This window comes from Corynebacterium sp. LaCa54 (assembly GCF_046717495.1).
Classification (GTDB): domain Bacteria; phylum Actinomycetota; class Actinomycetes; order Mycobacteriales; family Mycobacteriaceae; genus Corynebacterium; species Corynebacterium kefirresidentii.
In genome coordinates this window covers 971078-994259 of the sequence record NZ_CP177115.1, presented here as the reverse complement: position 1 = coordinate 994259, position 23182 = coordinate 971078, and the positions used below count along the sequence as shown (strand labels likewise).

Here is a 23182-nt window from a genome sequence, read left to right as displayed (position 1 = left end):
GTTATGAGTTCTGAACTCTACTTAGCCGTCTTGCGGGAGACGTTGAGCTCGGTGTTCTTTACGTCGCTTTCATCCAAAGGCTCTACCGGTGCCTCAGAGCCCAAGTTATGGCCTTCGGAGGTGCGGAAGGTCGGCTGGAAATCCTTAGCTGCCGCAACCAATGCGTCCTTGGACTCATCGGTTAGCGGCTTGCCGCCGGAAATCTGCTCAAAGACCTCTGGGGTGTTGGCGTTGAGGTATTCGTGTACCTCGTCCTCGAAGCGGCGGACGTCTTCAACGGGAACGACGTCGAAGATGCCAGCCTCGGCGAGGTAGATGGATACCATCTGGTACTCCACCGGCTGCGGGGAGGACTCGGACTGCTTCAGCAGCTCAACCAGACGGGAACCGCGCTCCAGCTGAGCCTTGGAGGCAGCATCCAGGTCAGATGCGAATGCCGCGAAGGCCTGCAGATCACGGTAGGAGGCTAGGTCCAGACGCAGGTTACCGGCAACCTTCTTCATGCCCTTGGTCTGTGCAGCGCCACCGACACGGGAGACGGAAACACCGACGTTAATAGCCGGACGAACACCCTGGTTGAACAGGTCGGACTCCAGGAAGACCTGGCCGTCAGTAATAGAAATGACGTTGGTCGGAATGAAGGCGCCGACGTCGTTTGCCTTGGTCTCGATGATCGGCAGTGCGGTCATGGAGCCAGCACCCATGTCGTCGGAAAGCTTGGCAGCACGCTCCAGCAGGCGGGAGTGCAGGTAGAACACATCGCCCGGGTATGCCTCGCGTCCCGGGGGACGGCGCAGCAGCAAGGAAATGGCACGGTAGGCCTCAGCCTGCTTGGTCAGATCATCGTAGATAACCAGGACGTGGTTGCCCTGGTACATCCAGTGCTGGCCCAGCGCTGCACCGGAGAACGGTGCCAACCACTTGAAGCCGGCGGAATCGGAAGCCGGTGCGGCCACGATGGTGGTGTAATCGAGTGCGCCGTGCTCCTCAAGGGTGCGGCGCACACCAGCGATGGTCGAGCCCTTCTGGCCAATTGCGACGTAGATGCAGCGTACCTGCTTATCCTTGTCGCCGGACTCCCAGTTAGCCTTCTGGTTCAAAATGGTATCGATGCACACCGCGGTCTTACCGGTCTTACGGTCACCGATGACCAGCTGACGCTGGCCACGGCCGATCGGGGTCATTGCGTCGATAGCCTTGATGCCGGTCTGCATTGGCTCTTCAACCGGCTGGCGCTGCAGCACGGACGGTGCCTGCAGCTCGAGGACGCGCTCCTCTTCAGCGTTGATTGGGCCCATGCCGTCAATCGGCTGACCCAAAGGGTTAATTACGCGGCCGAGGAATTCCTCGCCCACTGGGATGGAGAGAACCTCGCCGGTCCTCTTAACCTCGTCGCCCTCCTTGAGGGACTCGAAGTTGCCCAGGACCACGACACCGATGGAGTTAGTGTCAAGGTTCTGTGCGACGCCAATCACGCCGCCTGGGAACTCGAGCAGCTCATTCGCCATAACGGACGGCAGGCCAGAAACCTGCGCAATACCGTCAGCTGCCGAAATGACCACGCCGACCTCCTCACGGGAGGCCTCCGCGGAGTAGCTCGAGGTGTAGTTCGCAATCGCACTACGGATCTCGTCGGAGGAGATCGTCAGCTCCGCCATGTTCTTCCTGCTCTCGGTAGTATCTTCCAGCACTTACTTAAATCGTTTCTGTCGTTTCGGCTACGCCATCTGGGCACGCAGGCGAGCAATCTTGCCTGCCGTAGAACCGTCAATGACTTCATCGCCGACGCGGATGCGCATGCCACCGAGGAGGCTGGTGTCAACCTCAGAGTGAATGGACATCGCACGACCATAAATTTTGCCCAGCTTCTCAGCGAGTACTGCTTGCTGGCCTTCGTTTAGTTCACCCGCTGCGGTAACACGCGCAATGGTGCGGTCCTGCAGGTCTGCTGCAGAATCAGCCAAAGCGGCCACATCATCGATCGGGTTCTGCTCTGGGCGGGAGATGGCCTGAAGCACCAGTGCCTCAGTAAACATCGTGACCTTGCCATAGAGCACGTTTGCCAGCAATCCGCGCTTGCGGGCGGAATCAGCAGTTCGGTCGGAAAGCAGCTGGGTGAGCTCGCCCTCGCGGTCAAGGATCTGGGAAAGGCGGAAGAGTTCGTCTTCTACCTGGCCCAGCTGGCCCTGCGCCTCAGCGCCACGCAGCAGTGCGCGGCGGCCCAAGGAAACCAATCCCTTGACAAAGTCCTTCGGAGTGGACCACTGTACGGCCGCAGCTTCCTGAATGATGCGCAGCGCACCACCAGAAATCTTGGAGCCAAAAAGGTTCTCCGCTAGGGACTTACGTGCCTCGCTCGGGGCGGCGATATCGGTGAATGCAACGCGCAGTTCGCGGTCATCATCCAAGACATCGACAACCTCAAAGATGTCCAAGCCCGCCTGTGCGGCGGTGGCGACGTTATTCTCGCCAGCAAGGATTTCATCCAAGCGAGATTGCGAGGTTGCGAGTGCTTCGCGGCTAGCTGCCTTCATAGTTGCCTACTTTCCGGCCGGTGCCACAGAGTCGAGCTCGGACAAGAAGCCATCAATGGTGGAGGACTTCTTAGAGGCGTCGGAAAGCTCGCCGCCCAGAATCTTCTCCGCCAGGTTGATGGAGTTCTGGCCCATTTCGGAACGCAGCTCAGTAACAACCTGCGAACGGGAAGCCTCCAGCTGCTTCTCGCCGTTGGCGACGATGCGGCGGGACTCTTCTTCCGCGTTGGTCTTGGCCTCGGCCTCGATCTGCTTGCCGCGCTCGCGCGCCTGCTCGCGAATCTCGGCTGCCTCTGCACGGGCATCAGCCAGCTGAGCATTGTACTTTTCCAGAGCAGCCTTGGCCTCGGCCTGCTGAGCCTTGGCACGCTTCAAGCCGCCCTCGATCCGGTCTTCACGCTCTGCCAACATCTTGCTGTACATAGGAATTACAAACTTCCAGAACAGCAACAGAATTACGATGAAGCACAGCAAAGACCAGAAAATGTCATAGTTCTTGGGCAGAAGAACAGAGAAACTACCCGAACCTGGGTTATCTCCGCCCTCTGCTGCAAGCAAGTAAACGACGTTATTCATTGGTCTCCCGTCTTAAAAGATTCGGTGTGAAAACTCGAGCTCTTAGAACAGGAAGCCGGCAACGAGACCGATAAGTGCCAAGGCCTCAGTAAAGGCGATACCCAGGAACATGGTGGTACGCAGCTGACCAGCCATTTCTGGCTGACGGGCCATAGCTTCAACGGTCTTGCCGGCAACGATACCGATACCGATGCCTGGACCGATAGCCGCCAGGCCATAACCAATGGTGCCCAGTCCTTCAAACTTCGAAGCGGCATCCGCTGCCAGAATGATTTCGTTCATGGTGAAAGTCGTTCCCTTTCGTAGAATTTCAGTCTGTCTCAAGACTGAATGTCGATGGTTTAAATTAGGTGGTTTACTCGGTCGCGCTCGTCGACCTCGTCCTTAGTGCGAATCAGCGTGCAAGGACAGCTCAATGTACACCGCCGTCAAAAGAGCGAAGATGTACGCCTGTAGGAAGATAACCAGAATCTCGAACAGGCTCATAGCCAAGCCCAGAATAATGGTTAATCCAGACAGTGCGGTCCAACCATTCAGCTGCCAGAAGAAGAAGTTCGTAGCAGAGAAGAGAAGAACCAGAATGATGTGTCCAGCAAGGAAGTTCGCCATGAGACGAATAGCAAGGGTAACCGGCCGCAAGATGAACGTAGAGAAAAACTCAATCGGTACCACCAAAAGATGCAATAGCGGTGGCAAGTTCGGAATCACTACCGAGGAGCGAATGAACTTACCAAGGCCATACCTCTTGGCACCCGCGTAAATCATCACAATGTACGAAACCGCGGCCAAGACAATTGGCATACCAATACGTCCGTTCGGCGAGACATTAAGCCCCGGAATAACGGTCGCAACGTTCATGAATAGAACCGCGAAGAAGATGCTAGCGATAATTGGCAGAAATCGCTTTCCCTCCTTCTTACCCAAAATGTCCTCAGCGATATGAATACGGACAAAGTCGACCGCATTCTCGCCCACATTCTGAATGCCAGAAGGAACCAACTTAGGGTTCTTAAAGGCGGCCCAGAAAAGGATCACCACAATTAGCGTCATCAAGATTCGAATCAGCATCAGGCGATCAAGCGCGAACCATCCGCCGGCGAAGTCACCGAAAAAAAGATGGTCGGCATCAATTTGCCCCGGGAAGAATTCTTCACCTAGATCGGGCGTGTGGAAGTGCCCTTTCATAGCCAATGTTGTAACGCTCAGCGTTCTCTCCCGTGTTCGGGCCACACAGCTTGTAAAAGCTTTTGTGGTGCGATGGACGTCTCAAACTTTCTGTCCTGTTCACGGACTCCGTCGCACATCAGCATGAACAAGACAGGGATTTACCAATACCGGAAGAGAGCACGTGCCTACTTCCACGGTAACCCGAAGTGAATCGTATCAGCTGGATCCTGAGTTTTTGCACGTGGGGGCCCCATAGAAGCTACTCTTCAATTCCAAAGTAAGTAATTAAGCTATAAACCTGCGATTTGCTGGCCAAACTCATAAGCGTGGAATTCATCACACCACATCTCACCCGCCCCTCGTCGGGGGTATAAATCTCTCATAACCGCAAGTAACAGATGAAATAGAGCTGCTCGGTATCCCCCATGATGCTGAGCTGCCCCAAGCTTTTGGCAGCATTCTTTGGACGCCGATTAAGCCACGTACGTCACTTTAGAAGTAACTATCCCCCAGACTTCAGTTCCGAGGGTTACAACAAGAGCTGCAACTACGCTAAGAAACAAGGCCCACGTGTCATAGAAATCCATTTCCCTAATTACTGCCAAAACCCCCAAGAGCAAAACTAGCTTAAGCAGCCACCCACCGAGCACCACTGCAATTGTTGTCGAGGGGGTTGACTTGGCTGTAAATAGGACTGAAAGAGCCGTGCACAATACGAATCCTCCGCCTAGAGCTGCACCAATTAAGACGCCCCAAATTCCGGGAAGGCCTTTCAATCCCCCCCAAATGGCAAGTGATACCAACATAATGACAAGCAACGCTTTGACACCTAGCTGCACGGCGCGTTTGAGGGGCAGACGCGGATCATCAAAATCAGAGTTTACTTTAGGATCATTCACGGAGACCGAGCCTACCTCACGAGGGCTCGGTTTCCGCCACCACGACGGTCTCTCGAGCAGCAGGGCCAATCTTTCCTTGCCGCAAGGGCACGAGAGTAGCTGCAAACGCGAGAAGCAGGGCCACAATAGTCACGCCAATGGCCACCGGGGCGGGAACGATGGAAAATGACACCGCACCAAATGCCACTGCGGAAACCCACAAGTAAAGCACTAGCACGGTACGCCTATGAGTATGCCCAAGCTTGAGGAGGCGGTGATGAATGTGCGCCTTGTCCGCAGAAAACGGTGAACGGCCGCGCGATAGGCGGCGAATAACTGCCCAGACAAGGTCGAGGACTGGAATAAATACCGCTGCGGCGACCACGATAATGGGTGACATCAACGCGACAATATCCACCGTGCCATACAGAGACATGTTGATCTTGCCGGACGCAGAGGTTGAGGCCGCAGCGAGCAGGAGGCCGATAAGCATGGAACCGGAGTCCCCCATGAAGATGCGGGATGGCTCGAAGTTATGAGGCAGGAAGCCCGCGCACATTCCCACCAGTGCAGCGCTAATAATGGCTGGCGGATAGGCCGATACAGCACCGCCCTGGTCGTGGAGGACGGTCAAGGAAAAGACTAAAATTGCCCCTCCCGCAATCATTCCAAGACCTGCCGCCAGGCCATCGAGCCCGTCTACAAAGTTGATGGCATTGATAAGCAAGACGGTAAAGAATGCGGTGAGCAGGGTGCTTTGCAATTGGTCCAGCACAACGGTGGTGCCGCCGCCAAACGGAATGAAAAGTAGTGTCCAGGTAAGGCCCAACCCACTCATGAGCGTAGCAGCGAAAAGCTGGCCAAAAAGCTTCACGACGGCACTGAGTTCTACTAGGTCATCGACCACGCCAACAAGCACCAGCGCCAAGGCCGCCCACAGCACCGCATTCATTTCCGGAGTGACGGGCATAAAGCCGCGAGTCAAGGCTGGAAGCTGGGCTGCGAGGAATATTGCCGCCGCAAAGCCGGTAAACATGGCAACGCCGCCCATACGGGGTGTGGGCTGCGTGTGAGCGTCGCGCAGGCGAATTTCCGCCACCCGGCCGGTGCGCACTAAAAAGGAGCGCACCACACCGGTGGTCAGATACGTAAACGCTGCTGCGACGAGGATGACAAGGGCCAACTCGCGCAGCGGGACACCACTGCCGCTCACGCGAATACCTCCTTAAGCCTGGGGACGAGTGCGCAGGGTTTGGGCATCGAGGCCGATGACCTTGCCGATTTCCTCGGCCGAGAGCGCGCCTTCACGGAGTAGGTACGGGCGCTCACCGGAGAGATCGATGATGGTGGAAGGCTTACCGACGGCCGTCTCTCCCCCATCCAAGTAAACCGTCACGGCTTTACCCAGCTGTTGCTTAGCCATAAGCGCGGTGGTTGGTGGCTGGTGGCCAGAAATATTGGCGGAAGACACAGCCATCGGACCAACCTCGCGCAAAAGCTCAATTGCAATGGGGTGCAGCGGCATGCGCAGCATTACCGTGCCGCGGGTATCACCGAGGTTCCACGGCAAGGATGGCGCCTGAGGAACAACGATAGACAGGCCACCCGGCCAAAAGGCCTCGACCAAATCACGCGCAGTATCGGTATAGGAAGCCACGAGACCGCGAACGGTATCCCAGGAACCAACCAAAACCGGTACCGGCATATCCGGACCGCGCTGCTTGGTAGCCAAGAGATTGGCTACGGCGTCATTATCAAAGGCATCGCAGCCAAGGCCATACAGCGTATCGGTGGGCATGACCACAAGGCGACCGGATTGTGCAGCCTTGACCGCAATGTTCAGGCCCTCTTCGCGCTCGGCCTCATCGGCACAGTTAAAAATCTTTCCTTGCATAGTCTTTCCCCTTCTTGCCCTAAGTGGTGTCTTAGTCTACCGCGCGCACCGCAGTGACAAAGCGGGGCGTTCCCGTCATGTCCTGCAGCGCCGAAATTCTTTCAAAGCCGCCGTGGCGGGCCATTGCGGCTTGTACGGCTTCGCTTGTGGAGTCATCGTGCTCGATGGCCACCTTGCCGCCCGGGCGCAAAAGGCGGGCGAACGTCGGGATGAGGCTGGTGATGACGCCCATCCCATCCTCACCGGCAAAGACCGCGTCGTGTGGATCATGGTAGACCTCCGGATCGAGGTCCGGCGTCTCCGGTACATACGGCGGATTGGTCACGATGAGGTCCACGGTCCCGTTCCACTCCGCCAAGGTAGTGGCATCCGTAGCATCGGCCTGAATGACCTCTACCCCGCTGCCGCGGGTATTGGCAGTGGTGTAGGCCAAGGCGGCGTCGGCAAGCTCAACTGCCCGCACCTGCGCCTCAGGTAAGTAGTGGTGCAGATATAGTGCCAACGCCCCTGTGCCAGTGCACAAGTCCACCAGCCGCGGGCCGTCCGCATTGCGCACCGCCCAGTCCGCCAACACCTCGGTTTCCGGCCGCGGGATAAATACGCCAGGGCCCACCTTGAGCTCCAGCGGACCGAACCAGGCGCTGCCTAGCACGTACTGTAGGGGCTCGCGGGACTCGCGGCGACGAAGCAGCGCATCATAGGCCATATCGAAACCGGGCATAGGAGCTTGGTCCAGCGGGATATCCATGTGGCCGCAATGAATAAGGTGCGTGGCAATGATGCGCGCATCCCACTCGGGGCTTGGTACCCCGGCAGCACGAAGGCGCTGCACCCCACGGCGCAGCGCCTGTCCATACGTGTTGTCCACGCCCGTTTAGCCCTCGGCCTCGAGGCGCTCAGCACGCTCCTGGTCCTGCAAGGCCTTAATAAGGTCATGCATATCGCCGTTCAAAACAGAGTCCAGGTTATTGGCCTTGTAGCCAATGCGGTGATCCGTGATGCGGTTCTCCGGCCAGTTATAGGTGCGGATGCGCTCGGAACGGTCCATGGTGCGTACCTGGGAGGCGCGCTGCTCGCCGGCCTCAGCCTCGCGAGCTTCACGCTCCATCTGGTCCAAGCGGGCCTGCAAGACCTGCAGTGCACGCGCCTTGTTCTGAATCTGGGAACGTTCCTTCTGGCAGGTAACGATAAGCCCAGTTGGCAGGTGGGTAATGCGCACCGCGGAGTCGGTGGTATTCACGCCCTGGCCGCCCTTACCAGAAGAACGGTAAACGTCGACGCGAATATCCTTGTCATCAATATTGACGGACTCCACCTCTTCTGGCTCTGGGTACACCAGCACACCCGCGGCAGAGGTCTGAATACGGCCCTGGGACTCGGTGACCGGGACACGTTGCACGCGGTGCACACCGCCCTCGAACTTGAAGACGGACCAAGCGCCATCGCGCGAGGGAGACTTGGAACGGAAGGAAATGGTCATATCCTTCACGCCTCCCAGATCCGACTCATTGAGGCCCAAAACCTCCCAATTAAAGCCCGTCTTATCCGCATAACGCTCGTACATGCGGGCAAGGTCGCCGGCAAAGAGGGCCGCTTCCTCGCCGCCCGCGCCGGCCTTGATCTCCATAATGATGTCCTCGGAGTCCTGCTCATCGCGCGGTGCGAGCAGATCAGCGAGCTTTTCTTCCAAGCTCTCCACGGACTTTTCGAGGCGGTCCGCTTCTTCTTGGAAGTCATGGTCCTCGTAGGCCATCTCCTTAGCGTCCGCGAGATCCTCGCGCGCCTGGGTTAGCTCATGATTAACCATGATGATGGGGCGCAGCTCCGCATAACGCTTGGAGAGCTTGCGGAATTGCTTCTGGTCGCCGGCCACCTCCGGATCGCCCATCTGCATCTCAATGCCCTGGTATTCGGACACAATGTCATCAACGAGGGAAACCTGATTAGACATAATCTTCTTCATCCTTATCCGCAGCCATCGGGGCCGAGGAGGCCACCTGCATCAAGAACTCGCCATTGGAGCGGGTCTTCTTTAGCTGCTTAATGAGCAGGTCAATGGCCTGGTGGGAATCCAGGGCAGAAAGGATGCGACGCAGCTTGGTCATGATGCGCGCCTCCTCTGGTACGAGCAGCAACTCATCCTTACGGGTGCCGGACGGGTTAACGTCCACGGCCGGGAATACACGGCGCTCGGAAATGCCACGGTCCAATTTCAGCTCGGCATTGCCGGTGCCCTTGAATTCCTCGAAGATGACGGTATCGCCGGTAGAACCGGTCTCCACCATGGCGGTGGCGATGATTGTCAGCGAGCCGCCCTCTTCGATATTGCGGGCGGCGCCGAGGAAGCGCTTTGGCGGGTAGAGCGCGTTGGAGTCCACACCGCCAGAGAGGATGCGGCCGGATGCCGGGGAGGAATTATTGTAGGCGCGGCCCAGGCGGGTAATGGAGTCGAGCAAAACAACGACGTCCTTGCCCTGCTCCACCAGGCGCTTGGCACGCTCGATAGCCAGCTCGGCTACGGAGGTGTGCTCTGATGGCGGGCGATCAAAGGTGGAAGCAATAACCTCACCGTTGACGGAACGCTGCATATCCGTAACTTCCTCAGGGCGCTCATCTACGAGGACAACCATGAGGTAGCACTCCGGGTTATTGGTAGAAATCGCATTGGCGATATTCTGCAAAATCGTCGTCTTACCGGCCTTTGGCGGGGAGACGATAAGCGCGCGCTGGCCCTTACCAATGGGCATGATGAGGTCAATCACGCGGGTGGTGAGGATCTTCGGGTCCGTTTCCAAACGCAGGCGCTTATTCGGATACAGCGGGGTCAGCTTATTAAAGTGCGGACGCTGCTTTGCGTTTTCCGGATCGATGCCATTGACGGTATCGACCTGAACCAGCTGGTTGTACTTGCGGCGGTTACGACCGTTGCCATGCGTATGCGTCGGGCCGGAGACCTTAACCTGGCCGGTAATGGCGTCGCCGGAGCGCAGGCCCAGGCGGCGGACAATGCCGTTGTTGACAAAGACGTCGGAAGCCGCGGCGCGGTAACCGGTGGTGCGCAGGAAGGCGACGTTATTGTCTACCACGTCCAAAATGCCACCGACGGCCTGCAGCTCATCGCCCTCGCGGACCTGCAAATCGTTGCCGCCGTTATTGTCATTATTGTTTCCGCGGCCACGGCGGTTGCGGCGATTGCGGCGCCCACGACGGTTGCCGCGCTCGTGATTATTGTTGTCATCGTGGCGATTGCCGCGCTGCTTATTATCGCCGCGGTCATTCTTATCGCCCTGATTATCGGAGCCATCCTGGGAGTTATTCTCGCGGTTGTCTTTATTGCCGCCCTGCTCCTCGTTGTGGCTGCGTTCCTCGCGCTCTTGGCGCTCTTGCCGGCGGGCGCGATTGCGGCGAGCGCGGCGGGCCTGGGAACGCGACTCATAGCGCTGCTCGTCGCCAGAGTTCTGCTGGCGGTTATCCTGCTTCTCGCCGGATTCTTCCTGCTTTTCCGCCTTCTGCGGCGCATCGTCCTGCGCCTGCGCGCGTGGCTTTTCTGGTTTATCAGATTTCTCTGCCTTTTCCGCCTTTTCTACCCGAGCGGCCTTTTCCACCTTGGCCTTGGCCTTTGGCGGAACTTTACCAGTCTTGATGGCGGTGATGAGATCCCCCTTGCGCAGGGCAGAGACACCACGTAGGCCGCGCTCTGCGGCCATTTTGCGCAATTCCGGCAGCTTCAGGGATGCAAGATCCTGTGCTGCGGTGTTGTCCGTTTCGCTCACGGATATCCTTTCGTTGCTTGACCAGGTCCGATGATGCGGGAGCCGCCGTAGCCTAGGCTCACGGCGTTGCACTGGAAGCCAATGTGTATTTTTCTAGGACTTCTCGCCCTCGTGCCAAGGCGCATGCGCGTCCTGCCGGGCAATAAGTATGAGGCCTCTTCCATGTTCTCAAGGAGAATTCGCACAGCGGGTGCACGAGCCGGAAGAAATCAAGAAACGACTGCGGGCAAAACTTCTCTGGGCCCGAATCCATAGGAAAGGGGAGCTAAAAATTCCGGTTTCCTACCAGTCGCGAACAAGTATAACGCATAGACCGCAACGCCCGCACCATGACACCGCTACAGTAGAGGCATGCTTTCCACGATGATGGATATCCCCCTCTCCCTGACCCGCATTTTGGAATACGGCGCCTCGGTGCACGGCAGCACCACGGTGACAACCTGGCACGGTGAGGGCACCGGCTCTGAATTTGATCCGGCCGAAGAAGTTACCTTCCGCGATATCGCCGCTCGCGCAGCCGCCTTCGCCCACGCTATTCATGATGATTTGGGTATTACCGGCGATGAGCGGGTGGGCAGTTTTATGTGGAACTGCGCCGAACACCTCGAGGTCATGTTTGGCACTGCTTGCAAGGGCGCGATTTTTGCGCCGCTGAATAAGCAGCTGATGAATGACCAGATTCTCCATATTATTAATCACGCGGAAATATCTGCCATCGTGTGCGATCCCCGGCTGGCGCAGCAACTAGGCAAGGTGCTTGTGGGTACCGACTCCGTGAAAAGCGTCATCATTACCGGCGCACAGCCTGCGCAGCAGTTTGCCCATCTCTTCCCCCGTGGGATTGAAGTGTATTCCTATGAAGCTTTAATTGATGGCCGCTCCACCGTCTATGACTGGCCGGAACTAGATGAGCGCACGGCCGCGGCACTGTGCTATTCCACAGGCACCACGGGTGCCCCCAAGGGCGTACTGTATTCGCACCGTTCGCTGTATCTGGAGGCCATGCAGCTGCGCTCCTCGGACTCGCTGTGCATCACCCACGGTGAGACTTTCCTGTGCTGCATCCCCATCTGTCACGTGCTGAGCTGGGGCGTTCCCTTTACCTGCTTCATGACGGGCACCCCGCTCGTGCTTCCCGACGCCGACGTATCCGCCCCCACCCTTGCCAAGGCCATTGCCGCTACTTCTCCGCGCGTGGCCCACGGCGTTCCCACCATCTGGATCCAACTCTTTGTGCACTACATGCACCACCCGCCGGAGCGCATGACCCTCACGGAGATCTATGCCGGCGGCTCCCCTGTTCCCCCAACTCTTATCAAGATGTGGGAGGAACGCTACGGTGTCGACGTTGTTCACGTGTGGGGCATGGTAGAAACCTCCACCGTCGGCAGCGTCGCCCGCCCTCCTCAGGGCGCTTCGGGCGATACCCGGTGGGCCTACCGCATTTCTCAAGGTCGCATCCCCGCCTCGCTGGAATACCGCGTGGTCAATGACGGCCAAGTTGTGGCCCGAACCGACCGCAACGCGGGCGAGCTGCAGGTACGCGGCAACCTGGTCACCGGTTCTTACTACCACTCGCCTACCGCTGAGCCGGGCGAAATCGCCTCCGAATTTCGCGGCAAGCAGGTCGAGGCTGCAGAGGGCAAGTTCACCGCGGATGGCTGGCTGCGCACTGGCGATGTCGGCTCGGTCACCAAGGACGGCTTCCTTACCGTAGAGGACCGCGCCCGAGACGTCATCCGCTCCGGCGGCGAGTGGATCTATTCCGTCCAGCTCGAAAACCTCATCATGTCTGACCCACTCGTCGTCGAAGCCGCCGTTATCGGCTATCCCGATAAGCAATGGGTCGAGCGCCCACTGGCCGTTACCGTCTTGGCAGAAGGTGCTTCTCCCACCATCGAAACCGCAGAGCGCCTGCGCGCCAGCATGCGCAAGGAGCTGCCGAGTTGGATGCTGCCGGAGTACTGGACCTTTGTAAAGTCCATCGATAAAACTTCCGTGGGCAAATTCGATAAGAAGGATTTGCGCACCCACCTGGCAGAAGGCGAGTACAACATCATCCGGCTCAAGGGTCCAGGCGAATCGCAGCGCCTCGCTGCCACCGAAGCCACCGATTTAAGCCGGGAAAACTAGGAATAATATCCTTCTCTAAGCCGTTGCAGCTTGGTGTACCTCATCCCCTCTCTTAGACTGGCACCGATGACCTCTTCCACGCAGCGACCCGTAGTTTCCCTACCCCTGCCCACCGTGGTCCGGGCGCAGTCGCCAGCGGATCTGCCCGCCCCGGCTGCTGATGGCACGCGCGCACTGCTGGATCGCTATGGCCGCCAAGCCCGCGACCTGCGCGTCTCCCTCACGGATCGCTGCAACTTGCGCTGCACCTATTGCATGCCGGCCGAAGGCTTAGAGTGGATGCCCACAGAGAAGACCTTGAGCGATGAGGAAACCATCCGACTGATTCGAATTGGCGTCGGCAAGCTGGGCATCCGCCAAGTGCGTTTTACCGGCGGCGAACCCTTGCTGCGTAAGTCGCTGGAAAAGATTATTGCCGCCACTAAAGAGCTGCGCACCGACCAGGGGAGATCCCCGTCCACCGCGCTAACCACCAACGGGCTTGGCCTAGAAAAGCGCGCCGGCGCCCTCGCCGCAGCCGGACTCGATCGCATCAATATCTCGCTCGATACCATCGACCGCGAGCGCTACGCCGCGCTCACCCGCCGCGACCGTCTCGATCACGTGCTCCAGGCCATCGCCGCTGCGGATGCCGCAGGCCTCCACCCCATCAAAATCAACGCCGTGGTCATGCCCGGGGTCAACGAAGAAGACATCGTCCCGCTAGCGGACTATGCCGTCCGCCACGGTGCTCAGCTGCGCTTCATCGAACAGATGCCGCTTGGGCCCCGCGAGCAATGGCGCCGCGAGGACATGGTAACGGCCGAAGATATCCTTGGCCGCCTGCGCACCCACTTCTCCATGGAGCCCGCCCACGAACCGCGGGGATCTGCCCCCGCCGCCCTGTGGGAGGCCACTGCTCCGGATGGAACGCGCGGCACACTGGGCATCATTGCCTCGGTCACCCACCCCTTCTGCGGCGACTGCGATCGTACGCGGCTGACTACCGACGGCGCCGTGCGCAACTGCCTCTTTGGCAATTCCGAAACCCCGCTGCGGGAACTATTGCGCTCTGGGGCCAGCGATGAGGAGATCATGGAGGCCTGGGCTGGGGAAATGTGGAGCAAAAAGCCTGGCCATGGCATCGATGACGAAGGCTTTCTGCAACCGGACCGTCCGATGTCTGCCATCGGCGGCTAACCTTATTTTTATGTCCACGCCCCGCAGCATCTCCGCGCACCTCGATGCCGTCCTCACCCTGGCATCCCCCCTGCCGGCCGAGTCAGCCGCCGTCGATGCCTCCCTCATCAGCCGCGTCCTCGCCGCCGATGCCACCGCGCGCTTTCCCGTGCCGCCCCACGCCAACTCGGCGATGGATGGCTTCCTCGTCCACGCCGCGGCTCTTCCCTCCCCCGGCCCATGGACCCTCCCCGTCGCCGGCGATGTACCAGCCGGTGCCGCCCCTACCGAGGTCCCCGCAGGACACGCGGTGCGCATCATGACCGGCGCACCGGTAGCTGATACCACAGGAATGCTTGTCGTGCCCGTGGAAAATACCACCACCCCAGCCGGACCCGTAGCACTTCCAGACGAGGTGACCATCACCGATGCTCCCATCAAGTCACATATCCGCGCCGCCGGGGAGGATATCCAGCCCGGCGCGCCAGTGGCCACAGCCGGCACGCTTGTCGACGCCGCCGTAATCGCCGCTCTCACTTCCGCTGGCGTTTATTCCGTCTCGGTCCACCGCCGCCCGCGCATAGCGATCATTTCTTCTGGCGAAGAACTCGTCTCTTCCCCAACAGAGCTCGCTCCCGGCCAGCTGCCGGATTCCAACGGCCCCATGCTCGCTGCCCTTGCAGGCGCTGACGCACACGTCCACGTGGGTGATGCCCCTGCGGACCTCGCCTCCGCGCTGGATGAGCTTGCCTCCTCCCACGACCTCATCATCACCTCCGGCGGCGTTTCGGCCGGCGCGTTCGACGTCGTCCATACTGTGCTGAGGCGCACGGATTCCGCGTGGTTCGGGCACGTCGACCAGCGCCCGGGCGCCCCACAGGGCTACTCCAATTGGAAAGGCACCCCGATATTATGCTTGCCCGGCAACCCCGTGGCTGCCTTCGTAGATTTTCAGCTCTATGCTCGTCCCCTCATCGCCGCACTTTCCGGGCACCCTGCGTCACGGGAGCGGGTCAACCTGCGCGCCCGTGTAGACTCGCCTCTTCCTGCCTCCCGCGGCCGGCCGACCATTGTCCCCGTGACCGTAGACTTTCAGCCGGAGCCCGCCATTACTTCGCACCTGCCCCACGGCAGCCATCGCGTTGTATCGCTCGCCGCTACCAATGGCTTTTGTCTCATCTACTCCGAACCGCCCGCCGTGGGCGAGGACATCACCGTTTATCTGTATTAAGGAGCAGCCATGAAATTTACCCACCTTGACTCTGACGGCGCCGCCTACATGGTCGATGTCACCGAGAAGCAACCGACCGTGCGCTCCGCCACGGCCGAGGGCGAAGTCGCTTGCTCTCCCGAGGTCATGACCGCTTTGCGCGACGGCACGGTGCCCAAGGGCGATGTCCTAGCTGTAGCCCGCATCGCCGGCATTTCCGCTGCCAAGAAGGTCCCCGAGCTGCTTCCACTAGCGCATACCATCGGCGTGCACGGCTGCGCTGTGGAGCTCACGCTTGCCGACGACCACGTATTCATCTCCGCCACCGTCCGCACCGCCGACCGCACTGGCGTGGAGATGGAAGCGCTTACGGCCGTGAATGTTTCCGCGCTCGCCATCATCGACATGGTCAAGGGCGTGGACCGCTCCGCCTATATCCGCCGTTGCGGCATCGTGGCGAAATCCGGCGGCCGCTCCGGAGACTGGTCCCGCACCCTGCCGGAGGCCTAATGCTCGGCGCGATAATCCTCGCCGGTGGCCACGGCCGACGCATGGGTGGCACAGATAAAGCCTCTCTTTCCGCCCACGGAACACGTTTTATAGACCGCCTGCTCGCCCAGCTCCCCTACGGCACCCCGGCCGTGGCCGTCTCACCGCATTATCTCGGCCTACCCCAGGTGTGCGAGTCCCCGCTCTACGGTGGTCCCGTCGCTGGCATCGCGGCCGGCGCACAAGCGTTATCCCACTGCACCGAACTTGCCCTCTTCGCCGTGGATGCCCCCGATTCGCCGCTACTGCTTCCCCGTCTGCGCTCGACCCTCGCCTCCTCCACAGCCGATGCCGTACTCACCCGCGCCGCCGACGGCTACCTCCAGCCGCTGTGTTCCCTCTGGCACGCCCCCGCGCTCCACACTCAGCTCGAATCCCTTCCTACGGCTAGGAACGTCTCCGTCCGCCGCCTCATCCGCGGTGTGAATTTTGTCGAGGTCCCTGGCACCGGCGCCGAACGCGACTACGACACACACGCGGAATTGCGCGAGCTCCCCCTGCTCCGCTTCCCGGACCCTGCCCTCCCCCTTCGCGCTCACCGCAGCTCGCTGAACTAGGCCACGGCACCGCACTGGTGAGCGGCAAGGGTAAGGGTCTTCTTCCCACCACCCTTCGCGCTCACTAGCAGCCGCGGATTTATGAAACTTGTTTCATGGTGAGCGCGAAGGGTGTATCGAGCGAGGCTGGCCTACTCCGTGACGATGAACTTGCCGTGCTGCCCCTTCTCGGCGTTAGTCATGATGTGATTGACAAAGGAATAAGTACCGGGCTCGTTGAAGGTCATCTCGACGAATCCGCCTTGCGCCGGGAGGAGGTCCAGGGCTTGCGAGCCGGTCGAGTCCTCATTCTTGATGAGGTAAGCGCCTTCTTTGTAGGCGGTATCGAATTGTTCGCCCACAACGTGGAAGCTCAGCGGCTGGTCGGGGCCTAGATTAGTCAGCCACAGGCGAACGGTATCGCCCACCTTGGCCTTGATGGGTTCTGCGTCGTACTGGCCGGGATAATAGTTAAAGGCCATGAGGTCGAAGCGGCCGTCGGCTACGCGCTGGGCATCGGCACCAGTGTTTTCCTCACCGAGGAACACGTCGGTCGCCATGAAGTTGTATTCCGCGTCCACGGGCTTCAGGTTCGGCGGATCGATGATGACGTTGCCGGCCATGCCATTAGCGATGTGGAGGGACATGGGCATCGTAGAGCAGTGATACATCCAAATGCCGGAGCGATGCGCGGTGAATTTATAGGTCAATTCCTCACCCGGTTGGATGGATTTCATGGTCTCATCAGGGTTGACCTCGCCGGCGTGGAAGTCGATGGAGTGGGCCATGGAGCCCTCGTTTTTGATGGTGATTTCGAATTTATCGCCCACTTTTCCGCGCAGGGTCGGGCCTGGGGCTTGGCCGTTGAAAAGCCACCGCATCTGTTTGATTCCTGGGGCGACCTCTACGACCTTCTCGGTCATCGTCCAGGTCTCTTTGTGCGTCTTCGTTTCGGCGGCAGGCTGCAAGGTGGCGTCAAAGGCGGAAAAGCCTTCGCGCTGGGTGCCGAGTTCAGCGGCGGTAGGCACGTCCACGTGGGGGTTGCTTGCAGAAGCCACCGTGTGGTCATGCCCTGCAGCGGCGCCATCTCCGACGTTGACCTTAAAAGTCATGCCCTGCATCTTGTGGCCGGCGATGGTGCAATAACCTTCCGCGGAGGAATCGATGACGCCGGCATCGAGTTGAACTGTCTCGCCGGGATCGACGCGGCCGGTTTCGGCATCACCGATCTTTAGGTCATGGACTTGGTCACCCGAGTTGGTGAAGTTGACCACCAGGTGGGTTCCGGGATCGATATCGATGGACGAGGGCGTAAAGGCCATGCCGTCCACCCCCACGTCAACAGTCTGCGTTTCGCCGGAGGCTACAGGCGTGGCGGACTGAGAGCTCTTGCCGGTGGAATTGACCACCGCGAGTGCGATTACTGCCGCTAACGCGATACCGATGAGCAGCCACGAAGCCCAAGAGGAATCCTTAGGCGCGGGTTTGTCCGCGGGTTGCGAGGAAGAAACGCTCAGCATTTAGTTCTCCAGTCTTTTCTGTAAGTAGAGGGCGCGGCCGACGGCGAAGATATTGGCGGCAATCCCTATCCCCATCATGATAAGCCCGGCCGCAGTAGCGTCCAGCAAGCTAAATAGTCCGCCCAGGTTGATGAGCAGCAGACGAGCGTAACCGGTGCGCTCGGCGGTATTGGGGCGCGCCCCGGTAAGTATGGGCAGCAGGTGGTGTAGGACACCGGTCACCAGCTGCAAGAGGCCAGCACCGAGGAAGGCGGGAAGCACAACCAAGGTGATGGTGCGCGGGTAGGCTCCGACGGCTGCGGAGATGGCATCACCGGCGCACAACGCCAGCATCCACAGCAGGCCGGCGATGACGGCAACGGTGGCGGTGGTCAGCCGTGGTGAGCGCCCCATGACGGTAGCGAGTACCGGCTGGACGATGAGCAGGGCTGCCAAGACCACGAGCAGCTGGGCCACGCCTGCAGCTCGGGTGAGGCCTACCGCGTATAGTGCCATCGCACATCCCAGCCCCACGCAATGCACGATGAGCGCACGGGTACATCTTGCACGGGCGGTGGAGGAAATCGCAGTGGCAGACAACGTGGGAAGCAGCGTGACCACCGTGCCGATGACGGTCAGCCAGGCAAATCCCCAGACCATACCGCGCGAGTGCGCGCCGATGAGGAGGGAGTACTCGCCTACCCTGTTGCCGCTGAGGATGACGAGTACTACGGAGACAATCATGAACACGCTAGCGGCGATATAAAAGGGCACGGTCACGGCAAAAGAACCAGACAATGAGCCGCGTAGGCGCCGCGCCACGAAGCACAGGTGCCAGGCGAGGGCGACGATGATGAGGGCAGAGGCGGCGTCGGCAAGCGGGCCCCAGTCATACCCCGCCCTATCGATGAGTAGCAAGATAAGGCCAAGCTGTACCAGCCCCACGCGACTGCCGACGCCCCGATAGTCCCCACCCGCCGTCCGGGTCAAGGCCTCAGTGAAGTGGGTGGAAAAGACGATGATCGCCGTGGTCAGCGCGCCAATCGTGAAGGGGTGGATGATATCCCACCACACCACAGGTGCGCCCAAAGAGCTAGCGATGAGCAGGCCGAGGCCGACAAGGATCCATCCTGCGATAAGGGCTGCGGTCAAGATATGCCAACGGCCGCGTGCGGCCAGTGAAATGTCATGAATGCGCACGTCGCGCCTCCTTGCTGGTCAAGGTAATGCCGCAGGCAAGAAAGCCTATTACCGCAATAATGGTAACCACCCCGCCGCTTTGGAGCGCTGTGGTGTGCTGGACACAATCTGCAAGGACTCGCAGCGCAAGGCCACCATGCAAGAGCCCCACAGGTACGTAGAGCACTTTGTGGTATGGCAGGCGGCGGCTAATAACAGAGGTGAAGATGATGGGCGCGTGCGCGAAAATCATGGACATGACAAAGCCCAGGAAAATGGTGTGCACCGAGGCATCATAGACAAAGCCGGTGGCCTCGCCATAGATCAGCCACAAGTACCCGCCGAACGCGAGCCAGGCGTAGCCGGCCAGCATGCATGCCGCCGAATAGCGCGGCAATCCTTGTGAGCGCACCAAGTTCTTGGCCACATCCGCCCGCGCGGTCGCCGCGGCGATAGCAATCAGCGCCAGCCCCATAGCGCGATAGCCCACCGCCGGGGAAAGCATATAGATAACGCTGACTGCCGCCAGCCCCAGCACTAAGAGGGTGAGATGATTTTCGGCGCGCGTTCCGGCCATGGTTATGCGCGCTAATTCCATGCGCTCGCCGATGATGGTGGCCACGGCATAAAGTGCGCACAGCGGCATCGCTGTAGCAAACCCCGGCCCAATGGCCCAGAGGGCAGCGGCGGCTACTCCCCCAATGACGCCGACTGCCTGCACCAGAATCGCGAGGCTAGCCTGACGGCGGTAGATAGTGGCATAGATGCAGCCAAGGCAAAGGAATCCGGCGGCAAAGAACATGGCTGCGACCCCACGCGGTAGGCCGGCGAGAATGCTGAGCACGCCAGCGACGTGGCATACAGGCCCCACCCAGGCCCACGTGGTGCGCACGGCGACGGCGCGTTCGAGGCCTATGGCTCCGCCTACGAAACCAAAGACCATTAGCGGCCCGTGGTCGGCAGCAAAGGATGCTCCCGGGGTGGCGTTCAAACCCAGGAGGGAGGCGCCCGCACCCAGCCCAACCAGCAGGGATACCCCTGCACAGGCGAGAAAAATAGGGCGATGCGCCACGCTATTATTTTGCACGAGTTTTATCGTACTAATATTGGGGTCAGAGCGAAACTCGCACCCCAGTAGAAAGGACTACTTGCCATGCAGCTGCCCATTTCCGACGCCAATAGGCCGCATTCCATCCCCACCCTCAACGCCTCAGAAATTCCGCACGCCGTTCGCCACGGTGCCATCCATGGCGCGCTGGGCACCCTTAATGTAGGCAAATCAATGATCCTTATCGCCCCACACAACCCCGTCCCACTGCTCAAAGAGGTCGAGTCCCGCGAGGAGAAGTTCGAGCTTGACTACCTCCAGGAGGAAGAAAACGACTTCCACATCAAGTTCACCCGCGTGAGCTAAACCTTTGTTCGGTGGAGGGCTATTCTAGGTAGGTCATACTCACCGCCAAAGAAGCCGAAAAGGAGCTCTCCGCAGATGCACAAACGCGTCACCGCACTCCTCGTTGCCTTGGGAATCGCTCTTTCAGGCTGCGCTCCACACACGTCAGTAACGTCGTCACAGGATACGGCGGATACCACGCTCACTGTACTGGCGGCCTCATCCACCCGCGTTATCAATGATGAACTTACCGAACGCGCCGGCCAGCTCGAATCTCCGGTGAATTTGAGCTTTGAAAATGGCGGCTCTTCCGATCTGGTGAGCAAGCTGCGCGAGGGTGCCCCGGCCGATCTTCTCCTCACGGCTTCCAAAAAGACCATGGATAAGGCGGTCCAGGATGGAACCGTGACCGCCCCCGAGGTGCTCGCCACGAATGTCATGGTCATGGTGGTACCTAAAGGAAACCCGGCGGGAATCCATTCTGTGCAGGATCTCTCCCACGCCCATCACTTCGTACTCTGCGATCCGCAAGTACCCTGCGGCGATATTTCCTCCCAGATCATCGATGACCAGCATTTGGACGTCCACCCCTCCTCCCAGGAGCGCCAGGTAGCGGATGTTTTAGGAAAGGTGGCCTCGGGTGAGGCCGATGCTGGATGGGTCTACTCCACCGATGCCGCCGCGGCCGGCAATGATGTTGAGGTGATTGATATTCCTGGGGCGGAGAAATTCTCTAATCAGATCCTGGGCGCCGTTGCCACGGACGCCTCTCATCCCGACCAGGCCCGCGCGGTGCTCAATTTGTTGGCCAGCGACTTTGATTCCACCTGGCGCGACCTTGGCTTCAGCCCAGCGAAGTAGTCTATGTCCGCCCCTCAGCCTGTCCGCCCCAAGGCCCCGCTGCTTGTCGGCCTCATTGGTCTCATTGCGGTAGCTACCATCATTGTTCCCGTGGCAGCTCTCGGGCTGCGGGTACCGTGGGCGCGCATCGGCGATTACCTTGGCCGCGAAGAGATTCGAGACATGCTGCTCATCTCCGTGGCGGCGGCTTGCCAATCCATGCTGCTCGCGCTCGTAATGGGCTTGGGCCTGGCATTATGGGTCCAGCAGCTCGGTCGCGGTAGCACCATTATCCGTCTTTTGGTCTACCTTCCTCTGGCTATGCCACCGGTGGTCGGCGGTTTGGCCCTTACCGCAGCCTTAGGGCGCAAGGGCTACCTCTCCCCGCTTCTCAACGCCCTGGGGATCCACCTCGCCTTCGCCTTCCCCGGAGTCGTGGTGGCGCAAACCTTCGTGGCACTGCCCTTTGTGGTGGTAGCGGTCGATTCGGCACTGCGCCAACTAGACCAGGAAATCCTCGCTTCGGCGCGGGGCGTGGGCTTGGGGCGTTGGGAGATACTCGGCAAGATCACCCTTCCTTCTATCGCGCCGGCTGTAGCTACCGGCGCGGCGCTGGCCTTCGCGCGCTCATTGGGCGAATTTGGCACGACACTGACTTTTGCCGGCTCTCAGCCAGGGGTTACCCGCACGATGCCGCTGGGCATCTACTTAGAGCGCGAGGTCGACGCGGACGGCGCCTACGTGCTCTCCGCCCTGCTTATCGGGCTGGCCTTGGTCTGCCTGGCGCTTGCGGGCTTGCCGGCCCTGCGCAGGCGGCGCTACCAGCCGCAGGCAAGGCAGCTGCATTCACTGGACGTGGACAAGCTCCGCGAGCTCACCCAGCCCACGAATGCGCAGGCGGTATCCGTGACGGTCGATGGCGTGCGCACGGCTTTGTCTCCGCGAGCCATTACGGCCGTGGTGGGCCCGAACGGCTCCGGCAAGACCACTTTTATGGGACGCATTGCTGGGCGCCTGAGCGGCGGTGAGGTTTCTCCAGACGGAACCGGCATCGTCTTACTCACCCAGCGGCCGGGCTTGCCGCCGCGCTCGACGGCCCAGCAAGCGGTCGCCATGGTTACCCGCGATAGGACCCGTGCGCATGAGCTTCTCGCGGCAGCAGGATTGCACGAGCTTGCCGACGTCCCAGTAACAGCCCTCTCCGGCGGCCAGGCCGCCCACGTGGCCCTGGTGCGCGCGCTAGCCGCACGACCAGCCGTTCTCATATTGGACGAGCCACTTGCCGCAGTCGACGTGAAATCGGCTGAGAGGTGGCGCCACTTTCTGCACGCTGCCCGCGAGGATAGGACCACCCTGCTCGTTACCCATAACGCGCTCGACATTGCGAACCTGGCGCAAGACATGCTGGTCATGGAAGCCGGACAGGTGCGAGCGCACGGCGCTACCGCGCGGCTCCTTGATGCCCCGCCGACTGGCTTCGTTGCGGCACTCGCGGGGCTTAACCGCATTGAAGGAACGGTGACCGCCACAGATGCCTCCACTGTGGAGGTCGCCTGCGGGGAGATTACTATTTTGGCAACGACGGAATACGCGCCTGTTCAGCCCGGGCAGGAGGTGGCGGTGACATTCGATCCGCATGCGGTCACCATCGGTGCCGTGCCGGAAGCCTGCAACCAGTGGGCTGTGCGAGTCCTAGCGGTCGAGGCCACCAGCCTCGCAGCCGCTCAGCTGCGCGTGGATCTGGGCGGTTACGAGGCCACCGTACCGGTAGACCGCGAGTCTGCTTTAGGTTTTGCGGTGGGTAGCACCGTATCCTTGGCAATATCTACAGCAAACGTTTTTGTCCACCCCAAATAAAATCTC

The 23182-nt window shown here is 60.1% G+C and carries 22 protein-coding genes and 2 pseudogenes; 10 read left to right on the top strand and 14 right to left on the bottom strand.

Features of this window, described 5'->3' with window-relative positions; all coding sequences use genetic code 11:
* Nucleotides 1–17: 17 nt before the first annotated feature.
* The 11 genes from atpA to rho form a co-directional block, all read right to left on the bottom strand.
* Nucleotides 18–1658 carry a F0F1 ATP synthase subunit alpha gene (gene atpA, locus ACLI1M_RS04950; protein ID WP_023021750.1) on the bottom strand — a complete coding sequence of 547 codons (1641 nt, stop codon included), beginning with the start codon at nucleotides 1656–1658 and terminating at the stop codon, nucleotides 18–20.
* A 60-nt stretch (nucleotides 1659–1718) separates the two neighbouring features.
* A complete protein-coding gene (locus ACLI1M_RS04945) occupies nucleotides 1719–2534 on the bottom strand; it encodes a F0F1 ATP synthase subunit delta (RefSeq protein WP_239205708.1) in 816 nt (271 codons plus the stop codon).
* A gap of 6 nt (nucleotides 2535–2540) precedes the next feature.
* Complete coding sequence (locus ACLI1M_RS04940; RefSeq protein ID WP_023021752.1) at nucleotides 2541–3110, bottom strand: F0F1 ATP synthase subunit B; 570 nt, start codon at nucleotides 3108–3110, stop codon at nucleotides 2541–2543.
* Between the two features lie 42 nt (nucleotides 3111–3152).
* Complete coding sequence (locus ACLI1M_RS04935) at nucleotides 3153–3392, bottom strand: ATP synthase F0 subunit C (protein WP_023021753.1); 240 nt, start codon at nucleotides 3390–3392, stop codon at nucleotides 3153–3155.
* Nucleotides 3393–3494: 102 nt separating this feature from the next.
* Nucleotides 3495–4295 carry a F0F1 ATP synthase subunit A gene (gene atpB / locus ACLI1M_RS04930; protein ID WP_023021754.1) on the bottom strand — a complete coding sequence of 267 codons (801 nt, stop codon included), beginning with the start codon at nucleotides 4293–4295 and terminating at the stop codon, nucleotides 3495–3497.
* 455 nt (nucleotides 4296–4750) lie between these two features.
* A complete protein-coding gene (locus ACLI1M_RS04925; protein ID WP_023021755.1) occupies nucleotides 4751–5176 on the bottom strand; it encodes a hypothetical protein in 426 nt (141 codons plus the stop codon).
* 16 nt (nucleotides 5177–5192) lie between these two features.
* Nucleotides 5193–6368 (bottom strand): glycosyltransferase family 4 protein, encoded by a 1176-nt coding sequence (locus ACLI1M_RS04920; protein ID WP_248098913.1) that lies wholly within the window; start codon nucleotides 6366–6368, stop codon nucleotides 5193–5195.
* Nucleotides 6369–6380: 12 nt separating this feature from the next.
* On the bottom strand, nucleotides 6381–7049 hold the full coding sequence (locus ACLI1M_RS04915) for an L-threonylcarbamoyladenylate synthase (protein WP_023027842.1): 669 nt from the start codon (nucleotides 7047–7049) through the stop codon (nucleotides 6381–6383).
* A gap of 31 nt (nucleotides 7050–7080) precedes the next feature.
* Nucleotides 7081–7917, bottom strand: coding sequence for a peptide chain release factor N(5)-glutamine methyltransferase (prmC, locus tag ACLI1M_RS04910; protein WP_248098915.1), 837 nt, complete (start codon nucleotides 7915–7917; stop codon nucleotides 7081–7083).
* A 6-nt stretch (nucleotides 7918–7923) separates the two neighbouring features.
* Nucleotides 7924–9000 carry a peptide chain release factor 1 gene (prfA, locus tag ACLI1M_RS04905; protein WP_411706707.1) on the bottom strand — a complete coding sequence of 359 codons (1077 nt, stop codon included), beginning with the start codon at nucleotides 8998–9000 and terminating at the stop codon, nucleotides 7924–7926.
* Nucleotides 8993–10822, bottom strand: coding sequence for a transcription termination factor Rho (rho, locus tag ACLI1M_RS04900; protein ID WP_248098917.1), 1830 nt, complete (start codon nucleotides 10820–10822; stop codon nucleotides 8993–8995). Before rho ends, prfA begins: the two co-directional genes overlap by 8 nt.
* A gap of 351 nt (nucleotides 10823–11173) precedes the next feature.
* On the opposite strand from rho, the gene ACLI1M_RS04895 reads away from it, so the two are divergent.
* From ACLI1M_RS04895 to ACLI1M_RS04875, 5 genes are all read left to right on the top strand, one after another.
* Nucleotides 11174–12955 carry a long-chain fatty-acid--CoA ligase gene (locus tag ACLI1M_RS04895; RefSeq protein WP_248098919.1) on the top strand — a complete coding sequence of 594 codons (1782 nt, stop codon included), beginning with the start codon at nucleotides 11174–11176 and terminating at the stop codon, nucleotides 12953–12955.
* 66 nt (nucleotides 12956–13021) lie between these two features.
* The gene (gene moaA, locus ACLI1M_RS04890) at nucleotides 13022–14134 is read left to right on the top strand and encodes a GTP 3',8-cyclase MoaA (RefSeq protein WP_248098921.1); all 1113 of its coding nucleotides are present in this window, start codon (nucleotides 13022–13024) and stop codon (nucleotides 14132–14134) included.
* Between the two features lie 10 nt (nucleotides 14135–14144).
* A complete protein-coding gene (locus ACLI1M_RS04885; RefSeq protein ID WP_248098922.1) occupies nucleotides 14145–15344 on the top strand; it encodes a molybdopterin molybdotransferase MoeA in 1200 nt (399 codons plus the stop codon).
* Nucleotides 15345–15353: 9 nt separating this feature from the next.
* Nucleotides 15354–15833 carry a cyclic pyranopterin monophosphate synthase MoaC gene (gene moaC / locus ACLI1M_RS04880; RefSeq protein ID WP_248098924.1) on the top strand — a complete coding sequence of 160 codons (480 nt, stop codon included), beginning with the start codon at nucleotides 15354–15356 and terminating at the stop codon, nucleotides 15831–15833.
* The gene (locus ACLI1M_RS04875) at nucleotides 15833–16429 is read left to right on the top strand and encodes a molybdenum cofactor guanylyltransferase (protein WP_023021765.1); all 597 of its coding nucleotides are present in this window, start codon (nucleotides 15833–15835) and stop codon (nucleotides 16427–16429) included. Before moaC ends, ACLI1M_RS04875 begins: the two co-directional genes overlap by 1 nt.
* Before the next feature lie 131 nt (nucleotides 16430–16560).
* Here the strand turns inward: ACLI1M_RS04875 and ACLI1M_RS04870 are convergent, their stop codons facing one another.
* From ACLI1M_RS04870 to ACLI1M_RS04860, 3 genes are read right to left on the bottom strand one after another with little or no spacing between them, the layout of a single operon-like run.
* On the bottom strand, nucleotides 16561–17928 hold the full coding sequence (locus ACLI1M_RS04870; protein ID WP_248098925.1) for a multicopper oxidase domain-containing protein: 1368 nt from the start codon (nucleotides 17926–17928) through the stop codon (nucleotides 16561–16563).
* Nucleotides 17929–19107, bottom strand: a complete 1179-nt coding sequence (locus ACLI1M_RS04865) for a beta-carotene 15,15'-monooxygenase (protein WP_248098926.1) — start codon at nucleotides 19105–19107, stop codon at nucleotides 17929–17931.
* Complete coding sequence (locus tag ACLI1M_RS04860) at nucleotides 19094–20173, bottom strand: hypothetical protein (protein ID WP_248098927.1); 1080 nt, start codon at nucleotides 20171–20173, stop codon at nucleotides 19094–19096. Before ACLI1M_RS04860 ends, ACLI1M_RS04865 begins: the two co-directional genes overlap by 14 nt.
* A gap of 66 nt (nucleotides 20174–20239) precedes the next feature.
* Between ACLI1M_RS04860 and ACLI1M_RS04855 the strand changes: the two genes are divergently transcribed.
* The 5 genes and pseudogenes from ACLI1M_RS04855 to ACLI1M_RS04835 all read left to right on the top strand — a co-directional run bounded on the left by ACLI1M_RS04855 (nucleotide 20240) and on the right by ACLI1M_RS04835 (nucleotide 23176).
* Nucleotides 20240–20500: a DUF2249 domain-containing protein gene (locus ACLI1M_RS04855; RefSeq protein ID WP_248098928.1), complete on the top strand. Its 261-nt coding sequence runs from the start codon at nucleotides 20240–20242 to the stop codon at nucleotides 20498–20500.
* A gap of 75 nt (nucleotides 20501–20575) precedes the next feature.
* Nucleotides 20576–21340: a molybdate ABC transporter substrate-binding protein gene (modA, locus tag ACLI1M_RS04850; RefSeq protein ID WP_248098929.1), complete on the top strand. Its 765-nt coding sequence runs from the start codon at nucleotides 20576–20578 to the stop codon at nucleotides 21338–21340.
* A 3-nt stretch (nucleotides 21341–21343) separates the two neighbouring features.
* Nucleotides 21344–22099 (top strand): annotated as a pseudogene (locus ACLI1M_RS04845) (ABC transporter permease); the annotation flags it as partial.
* Between the two features lie 75 nt (nucleotides 22100–22174).
* Nucleotides 22175–22591: pseudogene (locus tag ACLI1M_RS04840) on the top strand (ATP-binding cassette domain-containing protein); the annotation flags it as partial.
* 129 nt (nucleotides 22592–22720) lie between these two features.
* Nucleotides 22721–23176 (top strand): TOBE domain-containing protein, encoded by a 456-nt coding sequence (locus ACLI1M_RS04835; protein ID WP_369707473.1) that lies wholly within the window; start codon nucleotides 22721–22723, stop codon nucleotides 23174–23176.
* The last annotated feature ends 6 nt before the right edge of the window (nucleotides 23177–23182 follow it).

What these genes read in the sequence shown, in the direction of transcription:
- ACLI1M_RS04855 (WP_248098928.1), top strand. Translation starts at nt 20,240, where the DNA reads ATGCAGCTGCCCATTTCCGACGCCAATAGGCCGCATTCCATCCCCACC.
- ACLI1M_RS04835 (WP_369707473.1), top strand. Translation starts at nt 22,721, where the DNA reads ATGCTGGTCATGGAAGCCGGACAGGTGCGAGCGCACGGCGCTACCGCG.
- prfA (WP_411706707.1), bottom strand. Translation starts at nt 9,000, where the DNA reads ATGTCTAATCAGGTTTCCCTCGTTGATGACATTGTGTCCGAATACCAG.
- ACLI1M_RS04915 (WP_023027842.1), bottom strand. Translation starts at nt 7,049, where the DNA reads ATGCAAGGAAAGATTTTTAACTGTGCCGATGAGGCCGAGCGCGAAGAG.
- atpB (WP_023021754.1), bottom strand. Translation starts at nt 4,295, where the DNA reads ATGAAAGGGCACTTCCACACGCCCGATCTAGGTGAAGAATTCTTCCCG.
- ACLI1M_RS04870 (WP_248098925.1), bottom strand. Translation starts at nt 17,928, where the DNA reads ATGCTGAGCGTTTCTTCCTCGCAACCCGCGGACAAACCCGCGCCTAAG.
- moaA (WP_248098921.1), top strand. Translation starts at nt 13,022, where the DNA reads ATGACCTCTTCCACGCAGCGACCCGTAGTTTCCCTACCCCTGCCCACC.
- atpA (WP_023021750.1), bottom strand. Translation starts at nt 1,658, where the DNA reads ATGGCGGAGCTGACGATCTCCTCCGACGAGATCCGTAGTGCGATTGCG.
- ACLI1M_RS04935 (WP_023021753.1), bottom strand. Translation starts at nt 3,392, where the DNA reads ATGAACGAAATCATTCTGGCAGCGGATGCCGCTTCGAAGTTTGAAGGA.
- ACLI1M_RS04875 (WP_023021765.1), top strand. Translation starts at nt 15,833, where the DNA reads ATGCTCGGCGCGATAATCCTCGCCGGTGGCCACGGCCGACGCATGGGT.
- modA (WP_248098929.1), top strand. Translation starts at nt 20,576, where the DNA reads ATGCACAAACGCGTCACCGCACTCCTCGTTGCCTTGGGAATCGCTCTT.
- ACLI1M_RS04940 (WP_023021752.1), bottom strand. Translation starts at nt 3,110, where the DNA reads ATGAATAACGTCGTTTACTTGCTTGCAGCAGAGGGCGGAGATAACCCA.
- ACLI1M_RS04945 (WP_239205708.1), bottom strand. Translation starts at nt 2,534, where the DNA reads ATGAAGGCAGCTAGCCGCGAAGCACTCGCAACCTCGCAATCTCGCTTG.
- ACLI1M_RS04885 (WP_248098922.1), top strand. Translation starts at nt 14,145, where the DNA reads ATGTCCACGCCCCGCAGCATCTCCGCGCACCTCGATGCCGTCCTCACC.
- ACLI1M_RS04895 (WP_248098919.1), top strand. Translation starts at nt 11,174, where the DNA reads ATGCTTTCCACGATGATGGATATCCCCCTCTCCCTGACCCGCATTTTG.
- moaC (WP_248098924.1), top strand. Translation starts at nt 15,354, where the DNA reads ATGAAATTTACCCACCTTGACTCTGACGGCGCCGCCTACATGGTCGAT.